General features: G+C 62.5%; 18 protein-coding genes and 1 rRNA gene. 3 read left to right on the top strand and 16 right to left on the bottom strand.

Going from position 1 to position 19,669, the window contains the following annotated elements; genetic code table 11:
- The 10 genes from ACGLHT_RS04810 to mrcB form a co-directional block, all read right to left on the bottom strand.
- A 16S ribosomal RNA gene (locus ACGLHT_RS04810) occupies positions 1 to 303 on the bottom strand; the annotation flags it as partial.
- 896 nt (positions 304 to 1,199) lie between these two features.
- Positions 1,200 to 1,796 carry a protein-methionine-sulfoxide reductase heme-binding subunit MsrQ gene (gene msrQ, locus ACGLHT_RS04805; RefSeq protein WP_137162434.1) on the bottom strand — a complete coding sequence of 199 codons (597 nt, stop codon included), beginning with the start codon at positions 1,794 to 1,796 and terminating at the stop codon, positions 1,200 to 1,202.
- On the bottom strand, positions 1,796 to 2,809 hold the full coding sequence (gene msrP, locus ACGLHT_RS04800; protein ID WP_137162435.1) for a protein-methionine-sulfoxide reductase catalytic subunit MsrP: 1,014 nt from the start codon (positions 2,807 to 2,809) through the stop codon (positions 1,796 to 1,798). The genes msrQ and msrP overlap by 1 nt, the downstream gene beginning before the upstream one ends.
- Positions 2,810 to 2,888: 79 nt before the next feature.
- Positions 2,889 to 3,740 carry a CDP-diacylglycerol--serine O-phosphatidyltransferase gene (pssA, locus tag ACGLHT_RS04795; protein WP_003250045.1) on the bottom strand — a complete coding sequence of 284 codons (852 nt, stop codon included), beginning with the start codon at positions 3,738 to 3,740 and terminating at the stop codon, positions 2,889 to 2,891.
- A gap of 150 nt (positions 3,741 to 3,890) precedes the next feature.
- A complete protein-coding gene (ilvC, locus tag ACGLHT_RS04790; RefSeq protein WP_013974255.1) occupies positions 3,891 to 4,907 on the bottom strand; it encodes a ketol-acid reductoisomerase in 1,017 nt (338 codons plus the stop codon).
- A gap of 55 nt (positions 4,908 to 4,962) precedes the next feature.
- Positions 4,963 to 5,454, bottom strand: coding sequence for an acetolactate synthase small subunit (gene ilvN / locus ACGLHT_RS04785; protein ID WP_003250040.1), 492 nt, complete (start codon positions 5,452 to 5,454; stop codon positions 4,963 to 4,965).
- A gap of 1 nt (position 5,455) precedes the next feature.
- Positions 5,456 to 7,180, bottom strand: a complete 1,725-nt coding sequence (locus ACGLHT_RS04780; protein ID WP_015271834.1) for an acetolactate synthase 3 large subunit — start codon at positions 7,178 to 7,180, stop codon at positions 5,456 to 5,458.
- Positions 7,181 to 7,588: 408 nt separating this feature from the next.
- Positions 7,589 to 7,921 (bottom strand): YqcC family protein, encoded by a 333-nt coding sequence (locus tag ACGLHT_RS04775; protein ID WP_137162437.1) that lies wholly within the window; start codon positions 7,919 to 7,921, stop codon positions 7,589 to 7,591.
- Positions 7,921 to 8,724 (bottom strand): tetratricopeptide repeat protein, encoded by an 804-nt coding sequence (locus ACGLHT_RS04770; protein WP_137162438.1) that lies wholly within the window; start codon positions 8,722 to 8,724, stop codon positions 7,921 to 7,923. Before ACGLHT_RS04770 ends, ACGLHT_RS04775 begins: the two co-directional genes overlap by 1 nt.
- A 15-nt stretch (positions 8,725 to 8,739) precedes the next feature.
- Positions 8,740 to 11,061 (bottom strand): penicillin-binding protein 1B, encoded by a 2,322-nt coding sequence (gene mrcB, locus ACGLHT_RS04765; RefSeq protein WP_025340676.1) that lies wholly within the window; start codon positions 11,059 to 11,061, stop codon positions 8,740 to 8,742.
- 116 nt (positions 11,062 to 11,177) lie between these two features.
- Here mrcB and ACGLHT_RS04760 point away from each other — a divergent pair, with 116 nt between their 5' ends.
- Complete coding sequence (locus tag ACGLHT_RS04760) at positions 11,178 to 12,740, top strand: bifunctional aminoglycoside phosphotransferase/ATP-binding protein (protein WP_274078633.1); 1,563 nt, start codon at positions 11,178 to 11,180, stop codon at positions 12,738 to 12,740.
- A gap of 240 nt (positions 12,741 to 12,980) precedes the next feature.
- Entirely contained in the window at positions 12,981 to 13,259 is a 279-nt protein-coding gene (locus ACGLHT_RS04755; protein ID WP_274078632.1) for a TfoX/Sxy family protein, read from the top strand.
- A gap of 179 nt (positions 13,260 to 13,438) precedes the next feature.
- On the opposite strand, the gene ACGLHT_RS04750 is transcribed toward ACGLHT_RS04755, so the two are convergent.
- The 4 genes from ACGLHT_RS04750 to ACGLHT_RS04735 all read right to left on the bottom strand — a co-directional run bounded on the left by ACGLHT_RS04750 (position 13,439) and on the right by ACGLHT_RS04735 (position 17,209).
- Entirely contained in the window at positions 13,439 to 14,320 is an 882-nt protein-coding gene (locus ACGLHT_RS04750) for a ChaN family lipoprotein (protein WP_274121138.1), read from the bottom strand.
- Positions 14,321 to 14,523: 203 nt separating this feature from the next.
- Complete coding sequence (locus ACGLHT_RS04745; RefSeq protein WP_274121137.1) at positions 14,524 to 15,291, bottom strand: heme ABC transporter ATP-binding protein; 768 nt, start codon at positions 15,289 to 15,291, stop codon at positions 14,524 to 14,526.
- Complete coding sequence (locus tag ACGLHT_RS04740; protein ID WP_274121139.1) at positions 15,291 to 16,274, bottom strand: iron ABC transporter permease; 984 nt, start codon at positions 16,272 to 16,274, stop codon at positions 15,291 to 15,293. Before ACGLHT_RS04740 ends, ACGLHT_RS04745 begins: the two co-directional genes overlap by 1 nt.
- Before the next feature lie 50 nt (positions 16,275 to 16,324).
- Positions 16,325 to 17,209, bottom strand: coding sequence for a hemin ABC transporter substrate-binding protein (locus tag ACGLHT_RS04735; RefSeq protein ID WP_085692855.1), 885 nt, complete (start codon positions 17,207 to 17,209; stop codon positions 16,325 to 16,327).
- A gap of 148 nt (positions 17,210 to 17,357) precedes the next feature.
- Here ACGLHT_RS04735 and ACGLHT_RS04730 point away from each other — a divergent pair, with 148 nt between their 5' ends.
- The gene (locus ACGLHT_RS04730) at positions 17,358 to 17,675 is read left to right on the top strand and encodes a Rieske (2Fe-2S) protein (protein WP_025340682.1); all 318 of its coding nucleotides are present in this window, start codon (positions 17,358 to 17,360) and stop codon (positions 17,673 to 17,675) included.
- Here ACGLHT_RS04730 and sfsA read toward each other — a convergent pair.
- Positions 17,665 to 18,378, bottom strand: coding sequence for a DNA/RNA nuclease SfsA (gene sfsA, locus ACGLHT_RS04725; RefSeq protein ID WP_274078629.1), 714 nt, complete (start codon positions 18,376 to 18,378; stop codon positions 17,665 to 17,667). The two genes, ACGLHT_RS04730 and sfsA, sit on opposite strands and share 11 nt — an antisense overlap.
- Positions 18,378 to 19,550, bottom strand: a complete 1,173-nt coding sequence (locus ACGLHT_RS04720; RefSeq protein ID WP_274078628.1) for a pyridoxal phosphate-dependent aminotransferase — start codon at positions 19,548 to 19,550, stop codon at positions 18,378 to 18,380. Before ACGLHT_RS04720 ends, sfsA begins: the two co-directional genes overlap by 1 nt.
- Positions 19,551 to 19,669: the final 119 nt, after the last annotated feature.

Raw genomic sequence — 19,669 nt, 5'->3', positions numbered from 1 at the left:
TGATCATCCTCTCAGACCAGTTACGGATCGTCGCCTTGGTGAGCCATTACCCCACCAACTAGCTAATCCGACCTAGGCTCATCTGATAGCGCAAGGCCCGAAGGTCCCCTGCTTTCTCCCGTAGGACGTATGCGGTATTAGCGTTCCTTTCGAAACGTTGTCCCCCACTACCAGGCAGATTCCTAGGCATTACTCACCCGTCCGCCGCTGAATCAAGGAGCAAGCTCCCGTCATCCGCTCGACTTGCATGTGTTAGGCCTGCCGCCAGCGTTCAATCTGAGCCATGATCAAACTCTTCAGTTCAATACTGCTTGGGTTTTTAAGAAACCCTAAACTTGGCTCAGCAATCTCAAATGACTATGTGATTTCTCGCATGGTCACTTGTGATGCTGATAATCTTTGTGACTATCAGTCCGTACTCACAAGCACCCACACGAATTGCTTGATTCGATTTGTTAAAGAGCGTTTGGTTAAGAGCTTTTCGTCTCAACCGAGGCGCGCATTCTACGCCTTCCTCATTTGCTGTCAAGCGTTTATTTTGAAGTTTCTTGCGAGAAACTCGTTTAGCTTCAAACACTTGACTCGCTGCGATCTCTCGTAGCGGAGGCGAATCATACAGCGTTTAGAAGCGCTGTCAACCATCATCTCAACCGCTGGCGATCATTTGATCGTAGCCTTTTCAGCTCTTTCCGAACAACCTAACTTATTGAATTTCAAGAAGTTTGTCGTTCCGATGTCGCTGGAAGTGGGGCGCATTATAAGGGGATTCAGAAGGCGGTCAAGGGTTAATTTCATTTATTTGAAATATTCCAGGCAAAGACCTTATCAAGGCCACCAGGTGCTCGCCACAACACCTTCTGCGCCGGTGAGATCGAGCGCCGCCCGCGCGGCGCTTCGCAGCACAAGGCTGCTCCTACATCTGTTTCGGGCCAATTATTCCTGCGCCATTGGCGCGCGCACCCTGGGTGCATGGCAGGAGATTGATGAAGAGCAGCAGGCGCAACCTTCGATATTGAATGGAACAGACAAGGCGGTCGCGCGCGCCAGGCACAGGAGAGACTGGCCCGAAACAGATGTAGGAGCAGCCTTGTGCTGCGAAGCGCCGCGCGGGCGGCGCTCGATCTCACAGGCGCCAGAAAACTCAAGGCAGGCACATTTCAAAGGCAATGCCATCTCAAGACAGGCCCTTGCCCCCTACCCTATCTCCGGCCAATCCTGGGCAGCACCCGCGCAACAGCAGGAACCCGCAACACCATCAACACAGCCCCAATAACCGCATAGATCGCCCACTCCCGCAGATCCGAGCGCACGATCCACAAGAAATGCAGCAACCCCAACCCAAGTATCACGTACACCAACCGGTGCAGCTTCTTCCAACGCGCACCCAACCGCCGCTGGCTATACCGATTCGAGGTAACCGCCAGGGCCAGCAGCCCAAGAAACCCAAGCGCACCCACAATAATGTAAGGCCGCTTGCGCAACTCAACCGTCAACTGCCCCCAGTCCAGCCCAAGGATAAAGAACAGGTAAGCCAGGATGTGCAGCACGATATAGGCAAACACCCACAACCCCAGTTGCCGGCGCACCACGATCCAGCCCGACCATCCCGTCAGCTTCTGCAGCGGCGTCATACCCAAGGTAACCAGCAGGAAGGTCAGCGCCCCGAGCCCAAGCCGGTCCATCATGATCTTGCCAGGGTCAGGCCCTAGCAGATTCATCGCCGCCTCATACAACCACCAGACCGGAAACAGGCACCCCACGATGAAGATGGCCAGACGAAACCAGGGGTAACGCATCAATAGTTCTTCCGCAGATCAAGCCCGGTATACAGCGACGCCACTTCATCGGCATAGCCATTGAACATCTGGGTTTCCCGCACATTGGGACTGAACAGACCGCTGGGCAGCCGCCGTTCACGCGCCTGGCTCCAACGAGGGTGGTCGACCGTCGGGTTCACATTGGCATAGAACCCATATTCATCCGGCGCCAGCCCTTCCCAGGTGGTGCCCGGTTGCTCGGCCACCAGGCTGATACGCACGATCGACTTGATGCTCTTGAAGCCATACTTCCACGGCACCACCAGCCGCAACGGCGCGCCATTCTGGCTGGGCAGCTCCCGGCCATACATGCCAACCGCCAGGATCGCCAAAGGATGCATCGCCTCATCCAGACGCAAGCCTTCTCTATAAGGCCAGTCGATCAAGGCGAACCCCGAACGCTGCCCCGGCATATGGTCCGGATCTTTCAGGGTTTCGAAGCGCACATAGCGCGCCTTGGACGTCGGCTCGACCTGCTTGAGCACCTGCGCCAACGGGAAGCCCAGCCACGGAATGACCATCGACCACGCCTCGACGCAACGCAGCCGGTAGATGCGCTCCTCAAGCTGGTACGGCTTGACGAAGTCTTCCAGTGCATAGCGCCCGGGCTTACCCACTTCGCCATCGACCACAACGCTCCACGGTTCGGTTTTCAGGCTGTCGCCATTGGCCGCCGGGTCACCCTTGTCGGGCCCGAACTCGTAGAAGTTGTTGTAGTGAGTGGCATCCTTGAACGGCGTGATTGCCTCACCCTTGACCGTTACTGCCTGCCATCGAGTGGCCGCGAGCTTTTCACTGAACCAGCCAGGCGCCCTGCCCGCCTCGACATCGGCGTAACGGCTGGCTTCAACTGCGCGCGCCATGCTCGGCAAGGCACCCAAGGCCAGGCCGGCCAACGAGCCACCCAGCAGGGTACGACGGGAGAGGTAGATGCCTTCGGGGGTGATCTCCGACGCCTTGCACTCGGAAGACCTGGGAAGCTTGATGAGCATGAGCGGCTCCACAGCACTGGATAACGGATGTACCAGTAAGACTATGGAGCCGGCGGGTTATTCCTGCATTAAATGATTGTCACGCTTTACGACGGCGTGCCTTGAGCAGGAACTGGATCGGCCCCGAAGCCGCATAGGCGAGGAAGATCAGCAGCAAGATACGCGGCGGGTCACTGAACACCACGGCAAACACCAGCACCACGGCCAGGATAGCCACGAACGGTACACGGCCCTTGAGGTCCAGCTCCTTGAAGCTGTTGTACTTGATGTTGCTGACCATCAGCATGCCGGCAGCAGCCACCAGCAGCGCCACCAGGAACGACAGCTTGGAGCCCTGGATGCCGTAGTCGCTGAACGCCCACACGGTACCCGCGACCACGCCCGCGGCAGCCGGGCTGGCCAGGCCGATGAAGTAGCGTTTGTCGGCGGTGCCGACCTGGGTATTGAAGCGCGCCAGGCGCAGTGCTGCACCAGCCACATAGATGAAGGCGACCATCCAGCCGACCTTGCCCATGTCGCCCAGCGCCCAGCCAAAGGCCAGCAAGGCCGGAGCCACACCGAAGGCGACCATGTCCGACAGCGAGTCGTACTCGGCACCAAAGGCGCTCTGGGTGTTGGTCATGCGCGCGACACGGCCATCGAGGCCGTCGAGCACCATGGCCACGAAGATGGCGATGGCAGCGAAGGCAAAGTACTTGCTCGCCTCGCGCGGGTCACCGGCGCTCAGGGCGCTCTGCGCGCTCATCGAGCTGATGATGGAATAGAAACCGGCAAACAGGTTGGCGGTGGTAAACAGGTTGGGCAGCAGGTAGATGCCACGATGGCGCACCTTGCGCCCTTCGGCGTCATGCCCTTCTTCAACGTGCTCATCGACAGGTAGCAGGCTTTCGGCGTCGGAGGGCTTGTTCGGCTCTTCGGGACGTTCGCTCATGGAGGGTACCTTGCAACAGGATGGAAAATGTTCGACACGGGCCTGCAAAACAGGTTCTGACGGCAGGCCACTGGTCTGCTTTATACCAGAAGCTGACTGTCAGAACGAAAAAACGCGGCCGAAGCCGCGTTTTTCATCTTTCGATAAGACTTAGTTCTTGGTCTTGTCGACGATTTTGTTAGCCGAGATCCACGGCATCATCGAGCGCAGTTGCTCGCCGATGATTTCGATGCCGTGAGCGGCGTTGTTGCGGCGCTTGGCGGTCATCGATGGGTAGTTGGTAGCACCTTCGGAGATGAACATCTTCGCGTACTCGCCGTCCTGGATGCGCTTCAGGGCGTTGCGCATGGCCTTGCGGGATTCTTCGTTGATGACTTCCGGACCGGTTACGTACTCACCGTACTCGGCGTTGTTGGAGATCGAGTAGTTCATGTTGGCGATGCCGCCTTCGTACATGAGGTCAACGATCAGCTTCAGTTCGTGCAGGCACTCGAAGTAGGCCATTTCCGGCGCGTAGCCAGCTTCGACCAGGGTTTCGAAACCGGCCTTGACCAGCTCTACGGTACCGCCGCACAGAACAGCCTGCTCACCGAACAGGTCGGTTTCGGTCTCGTCCTTGAAGGTGGTTTCGATGATGCCGGTACGGCCGCCGCCTACGCCCGAAGCGTACGACAGGGCAACATTCTTGGCGTTGCCGGAGGCGTCCTGGTAGATGGCGATCAGGTCAGGGATACCGCCGCCCTTGACGAACTCGGAGCGAACGGTGTGGCCCGGGGCCTTCGGCGCGATCATGATCACGTCGAGGTCGGCACGTGGAACGACCTGGTTGTAGTGGATCGAGAAGCCATGGGAGAAGGCCAGGGTAGCGCCCTTCTTGATGTTCGGCTCGATTTCCTGCTTGTACAGTTGGCCCTGGAACTCGTCCGGGGTCAGGATCATGACCAGGTCGGCAGCAGCGACGGCAGAGGCAACGTCGGTCACTTTCAGGCCATGGGCTTCTGCCTTGGCAACGGTGGCCGAACCTTTACGCAGACCGATGGTGACATCTACACCGGAGTCCTTCAGGTTGCACGCCTGAGCGTGGCCCTGGGAACCGTAACCGATGATGGCGACTTTCTTACCCTGGATGATGGAAAGGTCGCAGTCTTTATCGTAGAAAACTTTCATGAAAATACCCCTGGTTATATCTCGGCCCCTGCGGAGCCATCGCTAATTTTTGAATTTAGATGCTGAGCACTTTGTCGCCACGGGCAATGCCGGTAACGCCGCTGCGCACGGTTTCGAGAATCGATGCAGTGCCGATCGCCTGGATGAAGCTGTCCAGTTTGTCGCTGGTGCCGCTCAGCTGCACGGTGTACACGCTGGCAGTCACATCGACGATCTGGCCACGGAAGATATCCGTGGTGCGCTTGATCTCGGCGCGCTGGGCACCGGTGGCCTTGACCTTGACCAGCATCAGTTCACGCTCGATGTGAGCGCTTTCCGACAGGTCGACGAGCTTGACCACTTCGACCAGCTTGTTCAGGTTCTTGGTGATCTGTTCGATCACTTCGTCATGGCCAACGGTGGTCAGCGTCAGACGCGACAGGGTCGGGTCTTCGGTCGGCGCCACGGTCAGGCTTTCAATGTTGTAGTTACGCTGGGAGAACAGGCCGACCACGCGGGACAACGCACCTGGTTCGTTTTCCAGCAGCAGGGAGATGATGTGCCGCATATCAGGTACGCTCCGTCTTGCTCAGCCACATGTCACGCATCGAGCCATCCTTGATCTGCATCGGATAGACGTGCTCACTGCGGTCAACCGCGATGTCGATGAACACCAGGCGGTCCTTCATCGCAAACGCTTCTTCCAGCTTCGGCTTGAGGTCCTTCAGGCTGGTGATGCGGATACCCACATGGCCATAGGCCTCGGCCAGCTTGATGAAGTCAGGCAGCGACTCGACGTACGAGTGCGAGTGGCGACCGTTGTAGGCCATGTCCTGCCACTGGCGGACCATGCCCAACACACCGTTGTTCAGGTTGACGATCTTCACCGGCAGGCCGTACTGCATGCAGGTGGACAGCTCCTGGATATTCATCTGGATGCTGCCTTCGCCGGTCACGCAGGCCACGTCCTGGTCCGGGAAGTTGAGCTTGACGCCCATCGCCGCCGGGAAGCCGAAGCCCATGGTGCCCAGGCCACCGGAGTTGATCCAGCGGTTCGGCTTGTTGAAGCGGTAGTACTGCGCCGCGAACATCTGGTGCTGGCCCACGTCGGAGGTGACGAAGGCATCGCCATTGGTCACTTCGCACAGGGTCTCGATGACTTTCTGCGGCTTGATGACATTGCCGTCACCCTTGTCGTAAGGGAACAGCTCGCCATTGCCACGCCATTCGTCGATCTGCTTCCACCAGGCATCCAGCGCCGCCTTGTCAGGCTGCTCGCCGATTTCCTTGAGGATGCCGAGCATTTCGCTGAGCACGCTGTCGACCGGGCCGACGATCGGCACGTCGGCCTTGATCATCTTGGAGATCGACGCCGGGTCGATATCGATATGGATGATCTTGGCGTTCGGGCAGAACTTGGCCGGGCCGTTGACCACGCGGTCGTCAAAACGGGCACCGACGGCGAAGATGACGTCGGCATGGTGCATGGCCATGTTGGCAGTGAAACTGCCGTGCATGCCGAGCATGCCGAGGAACTGGCGGTCTGTACCCGGGAAGCCACCCAGACCCATCAGGGTATTGGTGACCGGCAGGTTCAGCGACTTGGCGATTTCGGTCAGGGCTTCGGAGCCACCACCGAGGATCACGCCGCCACCGGAGTAGACGATCGGGCGCTTGGCCGCCAGCAGCATCTCGGCAGCCTTGCGGATCTGGCCGGAGTGGCCGCGTACCGCCGGGCTGTAGGAACGCAGCTTGACCTTTTTCGGGTAGACGTATTCGAACTTCTCGGCCGGGTTGGTCATATCTTTTGGAATGTCGACCACGACCGGACCTGGGCGACCGGATTGCGCCAGGTAGAATGCTTTTTTCAGAACTTCGGGGATTTCGCTGGCATGTTTGATCATGAAGCTGTGCTTCACGATCGGCCGCGAAATACCGATCATGTCGGTTTCCTGGAAGGCATCGGTACCCACCATGGTGCTAGGCACCTGGCCGGACAGGATGACCATCGGAATCGAGTCCATGTAGGCGGTGGCAATACCGGTAATGGCATTGGTCGCGCCCGGGCCGGAGGTTACCAGCACCACGCCGGCCTTGCCGGTGGCGCGGGCGTAACCGTCCGCCATATGGGTAGCTGCCTGCTCATGACGAACCAGGATGTGCTCGACTTCCGGTTCCTTGAACAGCGCGTCGTAAACATGCAGGAGAGCACCACCAGGGTACCCGTAGATGTGCTTAACGCCTTCGTCACGCAAGAAGCGGACGACCATCTCAGCGCCAGATAAAAGCTCCACGTTGTTCACCTCTAAAACGCCAGAATACCGCCCTCACTGGACGGGTCTTAATAGGTTTACTGCCAAGCAGAGCATGAGCGAACGTCAGCACTGACTGAGCAAGTATTGGGAGCGCCCCAGAGTGTTGCGGGGTTTTCCCACCCAGCGCGAGGTAACGCGTTGCGGGGTGTAACAGGTCGGCGCGGGTGTGCGCCTCATGATCTGCTTAGCGGGTCTGCTTCTGGCAGTCCCTCTACAGCGGAGATTGGATTCTTCTGATTCGGCGCCAACAAGTCAAGAAAAATTATTGCCAATTTTTCCCCAAGATGAATTCCTGCCACCACTAAAAATCGCTTCAGCAGCAGAATAAATAAGATTTCCACAAAAAAGGGCCACAATCTGCGGCCCTTGAAGGAAAAACTGAAGAAATCAGGCGGAAGGAGCAATCAATTGGTCAAATGCTGCCAACAGGCGGCGTAGCTCACGACTTTGCTCTGGCCGGTCGGTAAACACGGTTTCGGCCATGACCAGGATGCCGGAGGCGTTGGGCAACGGGTGGCCCAGCTCGACGATGATCTTCATGCGCGGCAGGAAGATCCATTGCAGCCACTGCTCGAAACTGAGGGTATCGACAGCGAAAGGCACCGTACTGGCCAGTGCCTCGTCGCTTGGCGGCTCGTCATCCCACCAGCCTTGCACCTGCAGTTCACGCTCGATCAGCAGCAGGTGGTCGGCAATATCCAGAATGCGCTGTTCGATCATCACGAATTGACCCGTGCCTTCTGCCGGGCCAGTGCGGCGCCGGCGTTATCACCCTGCTTCTCGCGGGCCTGGGCGATGGTGTTCCACAGCTCGGCCTGCAGGCTCGGGCGGCCATTGGCGTAAGTCAGGGCACGACGCGCCAGTTGCTCGGCCTGCGGCGCATCACCTTGCGACAGGCGCACCTGGGCCAGGCGGTACAGCACCTGCGGCTCGCGCGGTGCAATGCGCTGGGCACGCTCCAGGCTCGAGGCGGCACCGTTGAAGTCGCCACTGCCCTGCTGGGTCTTCGCGGTGGTCAGCAGCGCCAGCACCGGGCCGTCCAGCTGCTCGTCGGCCGACAGGCCACCTGCAGCGGCACTGCTACGCGGGATACCGGTTGGCGCGCTGGTGGTTTGCGGGGCACTGTTCATCGCCGCGATGTCGAAGGGTTCGTCGGCGATCGGGTTGGGGTTGGTGGTCATCGGTGCCAAAGTGACCGGCCCTGTGGTAATCGCCCCCGGGGTAATCGGCGAGGTGCTGATCGGCGCCGCGCCATTGGCCGCCGGGAACGTCTGGATGCCCGAAGCGCCAGCGCCCTGCGGGATCATCACGGTGACGCCGGAGTCTTCAGGCAGCGTTTGCGCCTGCGCGGTGCCCGCGTTGTAGCCACCCGCAGAGCGGTTGGCCGTCACGCGTTCGCTGTTGGACACGCGGGTGCTCGAGTCGACCACCGGAATATTGCCGCGCGGGACGCTGGCGCACCCCTGGAGCACAGCCAGCGCCGTCACGGCAGGAAACAGCCACTTGTTCACGTCACACCTCATCAATGCAGCCTGTGCTTAATTCATCCAGCCCTTGACCCAGTCCATGACCGATTCAACTGGATCCTGCTCGCCGCCACAGGTCGCGCCGGCGGGCGGTTCACTGCCGCGAATATACGGCATCTGCACCGCTCCCGGACAGCTGCCATCAGACCCATGGCCACTGTACGGGTCGATCCAGGCCTGCACCACGTTGTCCGGTTGCGGCATGTCCAGCGGCAGCGGGTCGGCCTTCTTCATGAAGCTGGTCCACACCTGCAGGGCACCTGTGGCACCGGTAAATGGCGTCTTGCCGTTATCGTCACGGCCCATCCATACCACGGCCAGCAGGTCCTGGCTGAAACCGGAGAACCAGCTGTCGCGCGAATCGTTACTGGTACCGGTCTTGCCCGCCAGGGTGAGATTACGCGGCAAAGTGTTGTACACCGAGCGGCCGGTGCCTTCGCGCATCACCCGCTGCATGGCGTTCTGTACCAGGTAGATGGCCCCCGGGTCGAAGGTTTGCTGGATCTGGAACGGGTAGCGCTTGAGCGGCTCGCCCTCGGCGGTGAGCACGCTGCGAATACCGCGCATCGGGGTGTTGAAGCCGCCATTGGCGATGGTCTGGTACATGGTCGCGACCTGCATCGGCGACATGCCGCCGGCACCCAGCAGCATGGCGGGGAAGGCTGGCCAGTCGACATTCACACCCAGCCTGCCAATGGTCTTGATCACGTTGGGCACGCCCACATCCAGGCCGATCTTGGCAGTCGACAGGTTGTAGGAGTTGGCCAGCCCCTGGTACAGGTAGATGGTGCCATGCGGGCGGCGGTCGTAGTTTTGCGGGCGCCAGACCTGGCCGTCGGCACCTTTGACCGAGAACGGCTCGTCCTGCACCAGGCTGGTCAGGGTGTACCTGGTCGGTTGCTCCAGCGCGGTCAGGTAGACCGCCGGCTTGACCAGCGAGCCGATCGGCCGCACGGCATCGATGGCGCGGTTGAAGCCGGCGAAACCGGCCTGGCGGCTGCCGATCAGCGCCTGCACTTCACCGGTTTCCGGGTTGGTCACGACCATCGCCGACTCCACCTCGTCCGCCCCTTTGCGGCCTGCCAGGCGCTTGAAGGTCTCGCTCATCGAGGTTTCGGCCTTCATCTGCAGGATCGGGTCGAAGCTGGTGAAGATGCGCAGGCCTTCTTCGGTCAAGTCTTCATCGCGGTAGTCCTGGCGCAACTGGCGCTTGACCAGGTCGAGGAATGCCGGGAACGAGCTGTCGGCCAGGCTGCCGCGCTTGGTCACGCCCAGCGGCATCTTCTTCGCTGCATCGACTTCTGCCTGGCTGGCCACGCCCTGCTCGGCCACCAGGTCGAGCACCAGGTTGCGGCGGGCCAGGGCGCGGTCCGGATAGCGACGCGGGTTGTAGTAGGACGGCCCCTTGACCATGCCCACCAGCAAAGCGATCTGGTGCAGTTTCAGCTCCGACAGCGGTTGGCTGAAGAAGAACTGGCTGGCGAGGCCGAAGCCGTGCACCGCACGCTGGCCATCCTGGCCGACGAACACCTCGTTGAGGTAGGCCTCGAGGATCTCGCGCTTGTCGTAGTGCAGCTCCAGCAGTACGGCCATCATCGCCTCGGTCAGCTTGCGGCTGAGGCTGCGCTCGCTGGTGAGGTAGAAATTCTTCACCAACTGCTGGGTCAGGGTACTGCCACCCTGGCGCATGGAACCTGCCGAGGTGTTGACCCACATGGCCCGGGCGATGGACTTGGGCGACACCCCGAAGTGGCTGTAGAAATCGCGGTCTTCCGTCGCCACCAGGGTTTCGAGCAGGTACGGCGGTACCTGGTCGATCTTGATCAGGATGCGGTCTTCGAGGTTTTTCGGGTAGATGCCGCCGATCATCAGCGGCTCCAGGCGCACTACGTCGAGCGTCTTGCCGTTGGCGCCGGAAAGGCCCGCCACGTAATCGCCGGAGAAGCGCACACGCACGAACTGCGCCGGCTCCATGCCCTCGTAGAACTGGAAGCCACGGGTATTGAGCTCGACGGTGTTGCCGTTGACTGCCGCCGCGCCCGGGCCGTTGGCCGCGCTTTCACGCCGGTAGCCGAGCGCGTCCAGCTCGGTGAGGAAGTCGTTCTTGCTCAGCTTCTGGCCGGAAAACAGCTCCAGCGGCCGGGCATACACCTTGGCCGGAATGGTCCAGCGCTTGCCGGAAAACTTTTCCTGGACGACAGCATCAAGGTAAACCGCGAAGCCGGCGATGATCACCAGGCCGACCAGGCTGAGCTTCAAAGCCCAGCCCAGCCAGGCGCGGGAGCGGCCGGTCGGGCGTTTCTGAGGGGTACGGGGATTTCGGGTTCGGGTCATGGCGGCGGATTATACGCACTTTATAAAGGCTGGGCAGACGCCCCCGGCGGTAGGCAGGGACGGCACCATTGACCATAATGGCGCATTCGAATTCCCTGCCCCCGGAAGGATTTCCCGTGAGCCAAGCCCTTATCACTGCGTTGCAGAACCCCGCCCTGTACCCTCACCCCGTGGATGGGTTCCAGCTCATCGAGACGCATATCTCCTGGGTCCTGCTCACTGGCGAGTATGCCTACAAGATCAAGAAGCCGATGAACTTCGGCTTCCTCGACTTCACCGGCCTGGACCAGCGCCAGCATTTCTGTAACGAAGAATTGCGCCTGAACCAGCGCCTGACCGACGGCCTGTACCTGGAAGTGTTGCCGATCACCGGTAGCGTCGACGCGCCGCAGATCGGTGGTGAAGGCGAAGCCATCGAGTACGTGCTGAAGATGCGCCAGTTCCCCCAGGGGCAGATGCTCAACACCCTGCAGGCCAATGGCGAACTGAACGCCGCGCACATCGACCAGATGGCCCGGCAGATCGCCGAGTTCCACCTGCAGGCCCCACGCGTTCCGGTGGAGCACCCGCTCGGCACGCCGGACAGCGTGATGGCGCCGGTGGAACAGAACTTCGAGCAGATTCGCCCGTTCCTCAGCGACAAGGCCGACCTGCAGCAACTCGACGCCCTGCAGGCTTGGGCACGCAGCAGCTTCGAGCGCTTGCATGGCCTGCTGGAAAAGCGCAAGGCCAATGGTTTCATCCGTGAATGCCACGGTGACATCCACCTGGGCAACGCCACCCTGATCGACGGCAAGGTGGTGATCTTCGACTGCATCGAGTTCAACGAACCGTTCCGCCTGACCGACGTGTATGCCGATACCGGCTTCCTGGCCATGGACCTGGAAGACCGCGGCCTGAAATGCCTGGCCCGCCGCTTCATCAGCCAGTACCTGGAACTGACCGGCGACTACGAAGGCCTGGAACTGCTCAACTTCTACAAAGCCTACCGCGCGCTGGTGCGGGCCAAGGTTGCACTGTTCAGCATGCCAGCCGATGCCGATGGCGTGCAGCGCGCCACCACCCTGCGCACCTACCGCAACTATGCCAACCTGGCAGAAAGCTACAGCGCCATCCCGTCGCGCCTGCTGGCCATTACCCACGGTGTTTCGGCAGTGGGCAAAAGCCACGTCGCCATGCGCATGGTCGAAGCCCTGGGTGCGGTCCGCGTGCGTTCGGATGTGGAGCGCAAACGCCTGTTCGGCGAACAGCAGCAGGCTGACGCTGGCCAGCTGAGTACCGGCATCTACGACCAGGACGCCAGTGTCGCGACCTACCAGCGCCTGCACGAGGTGGCGGCGACCGTGCTGCGAGCCGGCTTCCCGGTAGTGCTGGATGCCACCTACCTCAAGCGTGATCAGCGCCAGGCCGCGGCGGACGTCGCCAGCCAGACCGGCGTGCCATTCCTGATCCTCGACTGCCATGCACCGGATGCGGTCATCGCCAGCTGGCTGGAGCAGCGCCGGGCAGAAAACACCGACCCGTCCGATGCCACCCTGGAAGTGGTCAAGGCCCAGCAGGCCAGCCGTGAGCCGCTGAGTGTACAAGAGCAGGTGCAAAGCACCCGCGTCGATACCCAGAGTGCCGGGAGCATGGACCAGGTGATCGAGCAGATTCGCCAGCGCCTGCCTGGGCTGTAAGGTCAGCGATTTCCTGGGCCGGCCTCTTCGCGGGCTTGCCCGCTCCCACAGGTACTGCGTCAGTCGTGAGGCTTGCAGATAACCTTGTGGGAGCGGGTTTACCCGCGAAGAGGCCGGCACAGGACATCTCGTCGCCCCCTATGGCAAAAGGCCGCGCATTTCCCATCCCCCGCTACACTCCTCTCTGACCTGCTCGCGATTTATCCCCCAATCCCCGTTCAGCCATCGCAAGGAGGCTCGATGAACGATGAATTGCAGCATCTGAAGAACCTTGGCAAGACCTCTGCGCAGTGGCTGCATGCAGCCGGCATCCACAGTGCATCGGATCTGCGCCGCCTGGGCGCGGTGGGTGCGTACCAGGCCGTGAAGACACGAGGGTTCCGCGCATCGAAGGTGCTGTTGTATGCCATTGAAGGCGCCCTGCTGGACATGCACTGGAACGATTTGCCGCTGGAGCGTAAAGAAGCGCTCAACCAACAACTGGATGCGAAAACCCCTGCGCAAAAAAATCAGAAATAATTTCGGGAAGGGGATTGACGACGAAATGAGAATCGTTATGATTATCACAACTGGTCGCGAGACTGGTTGGATAAGCTAAGAGCCCCTGGTTCGGACTCTCAGATTATCTCCTCATCAGGCTAATCACGGTTATTGACCCGGCATTTTGCCGGGTCTTTTTTTGCCTCTTTGCAGCCCTGTCACCGCAGTTGCGCGCAATAGTCCTGCTCCGGCATCGCTGCCGTGTACCACACAAAATCAGCCTCGCCTGCCTCGACCTGCTCACCGACCTCTGCCAACAGCAGTACCTTGCTCTCCCCCTGCGCTTGCAGGTCAGCCAGGTGCAACGGTACACCCAGGTCCTTGCGCACGTGATAAGCCCCGGCCAGCAGCAGTGCCGGCTGCGGCGCCGCCAGCAAGCGCTCGGCCATGCGCCGGTCGCGCTGCTGCTGCACGGCCAGCATCGCCGGCAACTGGCTTTCTGGCAGCATCCCGCAATGCCCGGCACGCACATGCTCCAGCAAGGCGGCCTTGACCGTCGGCGCATTGGACCTTTCGCCCGGTAACGAAGCTGGCTGTCGATAGGCCTGGCGCATCTCGCCGGGCGAGAGGTTGGCGGCCAGCACAGGCACCCGCTGCTGCATAGCCTCAGTCACGATTGGCCCATACAGCTGCCAATCCCAGCCGTCCTGCCATGCCAGGGCCTTGGACAGGTCTGCCGGCAAAGGTTGCCCCGCAAGCTTGTCCAGCAGCGGTTGCTGCTCGGGCTGCAGCATTTCCAGCAGCAGGCTGCCCTGCACACGTTGGCCTTGCAGGGCGCGCAACAGCCACAGCTGCAGTGCGTGATGGTCGGGGTTGTCGTGTTTCTCGCCGACCAGCACCCGGGGGGCGGCAGACAGGTGCTGCACCAGTTGCTCAGGGCTGATCAGCTGGCCATCGGCGAGATCGACCATATGCCCCAGCTCGGCATGGCTGCGCCCCTCACTGCTCTGCCAGGCGGGCAGCGGTGGCAGGCTGGCCTGGCAGCCACCCAGTACCAGCATCAGGCACAGCGAGAAAGCGGACAGCAGCGGATGTCGCATGGGCAGCACCTCCATGTCATTCAACAATGTATAGGCCTGCACCGGCTCTTGTGGGAGCGGCCTTGTGTCGCGAAAGGGCTGCGGAGCAGCCCCAGCAATTTGTGCATCACCTGCTGAAAATCCGGGGCCGCTTTGCGGCCCTTTCGCGACACAAGGCCGCTCCCACGAAAATCGTGCACGCCTCGGCGTCTTGAATCCCCACATCAACGGGTGATGATCAGCGGATGCCCACGCTCCGGGTGCGCCTGTACCAGTACATCGATCCCGTATACCGCCTTCAACGCCGCCGGCGTCAGCACTGCTTCGGGTGCGGCAAAGGCATGGCAGCGCCCCTGCTCCAGCAGCAGGATACGGTCACAGTAGCGCGCCGCCAGGTTCAGGTCATGCAGGATCACCAGCACCGCGGCGCCACGGTCGGCAAAGCGGCGCACGGCTTCCAGGGTGGTGTGCTGGTGCAACGGGTCAAGCATCGAGGTTGGCTCGTCGAGCAGCAGCGTGGTACCCGCCTCGCCCGGCCACAGCTGAGCCAGCACCCGAGCCAGGTGCACCCGTTGCCGCTCGCCGCCAGACAACGCCAGGTAACTGCGCTCGACCAGGTGCCAGGCATCCGCCGCCCGCAAGGCCGCTTCGACGATTTCCGCATCGCGCCGCTGCCCGGTGCCATGGGGCATGCGCCCCATGCCCACCACTTCCTCGACCCGGAACGAGAACCCCAGGCTAGACACCTGCGGCAACACCGCCAGGCGCCTGGCCCGCTCCTGCCCGGCCCAGTTGGCTAGCGGCCTGCCCTGTAGCGTCACCCATCCGCGATCAGGCATCAGTTCACCACACAGTACACCCAGCAGGCTGCTCTTGCCGGCACCGTTGGGGCCGAGCACGCCCACCACCTGCCCCGGGCTCAGCTGCAAATGAATGTCATGCAGCACTTCGTTGCTGCCCCGCCGCAAGTACAGGCCCTCGGCTTGCAACATCAGCTGCGTCCTCGCATCAGCAGGAACAGGAAAAACGGTGCACCGATAAAGGCCGTGACGATACCGATCGGCAGCTCGGCAGGCGCCAGCAGCAGCCGCGCCGCCAAATCGGCGAACAGCATCAGCACACCGCCCGCCAACAAGGAAGCTGGCAGCACCACACGGTGATCAGGCCCGGCCAGCAGGCGCACCAGGTGCGGTACCACCAGGCCGATGAAACCGATCAACCCGGCAGCCGCCACCGCCGCCCCCACGCCCAGCGCCGTGCAGAACACCAGCTCGCGCTTGAGCCGCTCCACATCGATGCCCAAGTGGCGCGCCTCCGACTCACCCAGCAGCATGGCATTCAACGCCTTGGCCCGGCGTGGCAGCCATACCGCCACGCCAGCAGCCACCAGCAGCAACGGCCACAGCCGCTGGTAACTGGCACCATTGAGGCTGCCCAGGTTCCAGAACGTCAGCGTGCGCAGCGTGGCGTCGTCGGCCAGGTAGGAGAACAGCCCCACGGCAGCACCGCCCAACGCGGTCATGGCCACACCAGCCAGCAGCATCGTGGCGACGTTGGTCTGGCCGTCGCGCCGCCCCAGACGATAGACCAGCGCAGTCACGCCCAGCCCACCGATGAAAGCACACAGCGACAACAAGTAAGGGGCAAGCACATCCGGCATGCCGCCCAGCCAACTGCCGCCAACGATGGCCACCGCCGCGCCCACCGCCGCCCCGGCGGCAACCCCTACCAGCCCGGGGTCGGCCAGTGGGTTACGGAACAGCCCCTGCATGGCGACACCGGACAACGCCAGCACCGCGCCCACCGCCAACCCCAGCAAGGTGCGTGGCAGGCGGATCTGGCCGAGGATCATCTCGGCCTGCTGCAGGCCATCAGCGGCAACGGGCAGCCCCAGCAGGCGCAGGCCGGCACGCAGGGTATCGAACAGCGGCAGGCTGACCGGCCCCAGGGCCAAAGACAACCACACCGCCAGCAGGCACAACAGGCTCAGGCAAACGAACAGCGTGCGTGGCTGGACACGTTGCTTCATAGGGCGAGGCTGGCCTTGGCAGCCGGATAGAAGGTGGCCGCAAGCAACTGCAGTGTTGCCGGCAGGCGTGGCCCGAGCCCGCCGACCAACAGCGTCGGGTCAAGCGATACCAGGCGTTTCTCGCGCACGGCGCGCGAGGCCGCCAGCGCGGGGTTTTCCTTCAGCAACGCCTGCAAGGCCTGCTCATCGGCCAGCGCCCGGTCGGAAAACACGATCACATCCGGGTCCAGCGCCGCCAGTGCTTCGCTGGAGAAATTCTTGTAGCCCTGATGTTCTGCCAGGTTGCGCCCGCCTGCCTGGCTCAGCAGCCAGTCACCGGCAGTACCCTGCCCGGCGATCAGCGGCTTGGCCCCGGCATGCCCGACCAGCAGTAACACCCCTGGCGCCTTCTGCTCCGCCCGGGCCTGCCTGACCTTGGCCTGCAAGGCATCGAGCTGCTGGTGGTAGCCCGACGCCAGGACCGCGGCCTGCTGTTCTGCGCCCAGCAACTGCCCCAGGTGCTTGAGGTTTTCATCCACCGCCGCCAGTTCGGCCTTGCTGGAGAACAGTTCGACCCGCACGCCAGCCTTGCGGATTTGCGCCAATACCGGTGGCGGCCCCATTTCCTCGGTGCCCACCAGCACATCCGGGCGCAGGCTGAGAATGCCTTCCGCAGACAGCTGCCGCTGGTAGCCGACACTGGGCAGTGACTTCAGCGATGGCGGATGCTGGCTGGTGGTGTCCACCCCCACCAACCGCGCTTCACCACCCAGCGCGCTGATCCATTCGCTCAGTGCACCACCAGCGCTGACCCAACGCTGCGGCAGCTCGGCCGCCGGGGCCTGGGTGGAGAGCACAAGGCTCGCGCACAGGGCGAGCAGGGCGACGGGACGGCGCATCATCGGGTTCCTTCTGCAGGCGGGACGCGCGCCTTGTGGCGGGCGACGGAACTGCGCACCATAAGCAGCCGGGCGCAGCGAATGCGGGCAATTTGATAATTATTCGCATTGAAGCGTCAAGCTACCACTTGTTTCACGAGTCATCCTTGCCATGCACTTCCTTTGTACCTCCCACGGCCTGGCCGAAGGCCAAAGCCGCGCCTTCAGCGTAGACGGCATCGAACTGTTCGGCGTACGCCGCCAGGGCCAGGTGTACCTCTACCGCAACCGTTGCCCGCACCGCAGCATCCCGCTGAACTGGGCGGAAGATGCGTTTCTCGATGACAGCGCCAGCCTGATTCACTGCGCCCATCATGGCGCGCTGTTCCTGATCGAAAGCGGCGAATGCGTGGCCGGGCCATGCGAAGGCGAGCAACTGCAGGCCCTGGGCTGCCACGAGGACAGCCAGGGCATCTGGTTCAAGGGGTAAGCAGCACCGGCAGGCGGCGGTCGATGACGATGCCTTCGGCGTCCAGGCGCGTGCCGTAGGCCAGCACCTCCACCCCGTCCGCCACCGCCGCGCGCAGGGCCTGGGCATAGGCCGCATCGATTTCCTCGGCCGGGCGCACCGCGTCGATACCGGTCAGGTTCACGCAATACAGCTGCACCGCCCGCACGCCCTGCCTGGCCAGCTTCGCCAGCTCGCGCAGGTGTTTGGCACCGCGCTGGGTCACCGCATCAGGGAAGGCCGCGACCCTGCTGTCTGGGTAGCCCAGGGTCACGCTCTTGACCTCGACATAGGCCGGGGCACCGTCGAATTCCAGGCGGAAGTCGATGCGGCTGCCTTCCTCGCCGTAGGCCACTTCACGCCTTAGAGCACTGAAGCCGAACAGTTCGGCGATGATGCCAGCACGCAGGGCCTCTTCGACCAGCGTATTGGCCCGCCCGGTATTCACACAGGCCAGCCGCCCCTGCGGGGTTTCGCTGATTTCCCAGGTGCCCGGGAGCTTGCGCTTGGGGTCGTTGGAGCGGCTGAACCACACCTGCCCGCCTTCACGCATGCAGTTGAGCATGGAACCGGTGTTGGGGCAGTGGATGGTCAGTTGTTCGCCGCCGGGCAGTTCGATATCCGCCAGAAAGCGTTTGTAGCGGCGCAGTAGGCGTCCCTGTTCGAGTGGGGGATGGAATTGCATCAGCCTTGCCAGCTCCGCAGACCGCGGGCGATCCGTTGTACCGCCTCTTCCAGGCGCGGCAGGCTCTGGGTGTAGGCAAAGCGTACATGGTGGCCGGCCAGGTGACGGCCGAAGTCCAGGCCCGGGGTGAAGGCCAGGTGCTCGGTCTCCAGGAAATGCCGGCAGAAGGCGAACGCGTCACCGCCAAAGGCACTGATGTCGGCATACAGGTAGAACGCCCCCTGCGGCTCGACGGCAATGCGGAAGCCCAGTTCGCGCAGGGCAGGCAACAGGTAGTCGCGGCGGCGGGCGAACTCGGCCCGGCGCTCCTCGAAAATGGCCAGGGTCTCGGGCTGGAAACACGCCAGCGCAGCATGCTGGGCCATGCTGGGCGCACTGATGTACAGGTTTTGTGCCAGCTTCTCCAGGTCGGCCACCGCGCCAGGAGGCGCCACCAGCCAGCCGAGGCGCCAACCGGTCATGCCGAAATACTTGGAAAAACTATTCAGGACGAATGCCGAGTCGTCCACTTCCAGCACGCTGGGTGCGTCCATGCCATAGGTCAGCCCGTGGTAGATCTCGTCCACCACCAGGTAGCCATGCCGTTCGCGGGTGGCGCGGGACAGGCCGGCCAGCTCGTCACGTCCCAGCACGGTGCCGGTCGGGTTGGCCGGCGAGGCGACCAGGGCCCCGACCGTGTCCTTGTCCCAGTAGCGGTCGACAAGGTCGGCAGTCAGCTGGTAATTCACGTCCGGGCCCACCGGCACCAGCTGCGCCCCGCCCTCGACCAGGCGCAGGAAGTGGCGGTTGCACGGGTAGCCTGGGTCGGCCAGCAGCCAGTGCTTGCCTGGGTCTACCAGCAAGCTGCTGGCCAGCAGCAGCGCACCGGAGCCACCCGGGGTGATGAGGATGCGTTCAGGGTCGACACTCAGGCCGTAACGCTGGCCATAGAACCCGGCAATGGCTTCGCGCAGTGCCGGCAGGCCGCGTGCGGCGGTGTAGCGGGTGTGCCCGGCGGCCAATGCTGCCTGGCCGGCGGCAACGATGGGCGCGGCCGTGGTGAAGTCCGGCTCGCCGATTTCCAGGTGGATCACGTCGTGCCCGGCCGCCTGCAGCTCGTTGGCCCGGGCCAGCAGCGCCATGACGTGGAAGGGTTCGATGGCGCGGCTGCGCGCACTGTAGGGGTGGGCCATGACCTTCTCTCAATTGGGTCTAAACTGGAGATTCTACCTCTGCACGCCACCGAACGTGCGGCTCGCGCCGCTGTCAATTACCAGGATCGGGCGGGGTAGCGCACCCCCGATCTATCTGG

This window comes from Pseudomonas sp. PsB (assembly GCF_043658375.1).
GTDB classification, from domain to species: domain Bacteria; phylum Pseudomonadota; class Gammaproteobacteria; order Pseudomonadales; family Pseudomonadaceae; genus Aquipseudomonas; species Aquipseudomonas putida_Z.
The sequence above is the reverse complement of the archived record's forward strand: the minus strand, read 5'-3'. Positions and strand labels throughout refer to the sequence as shown.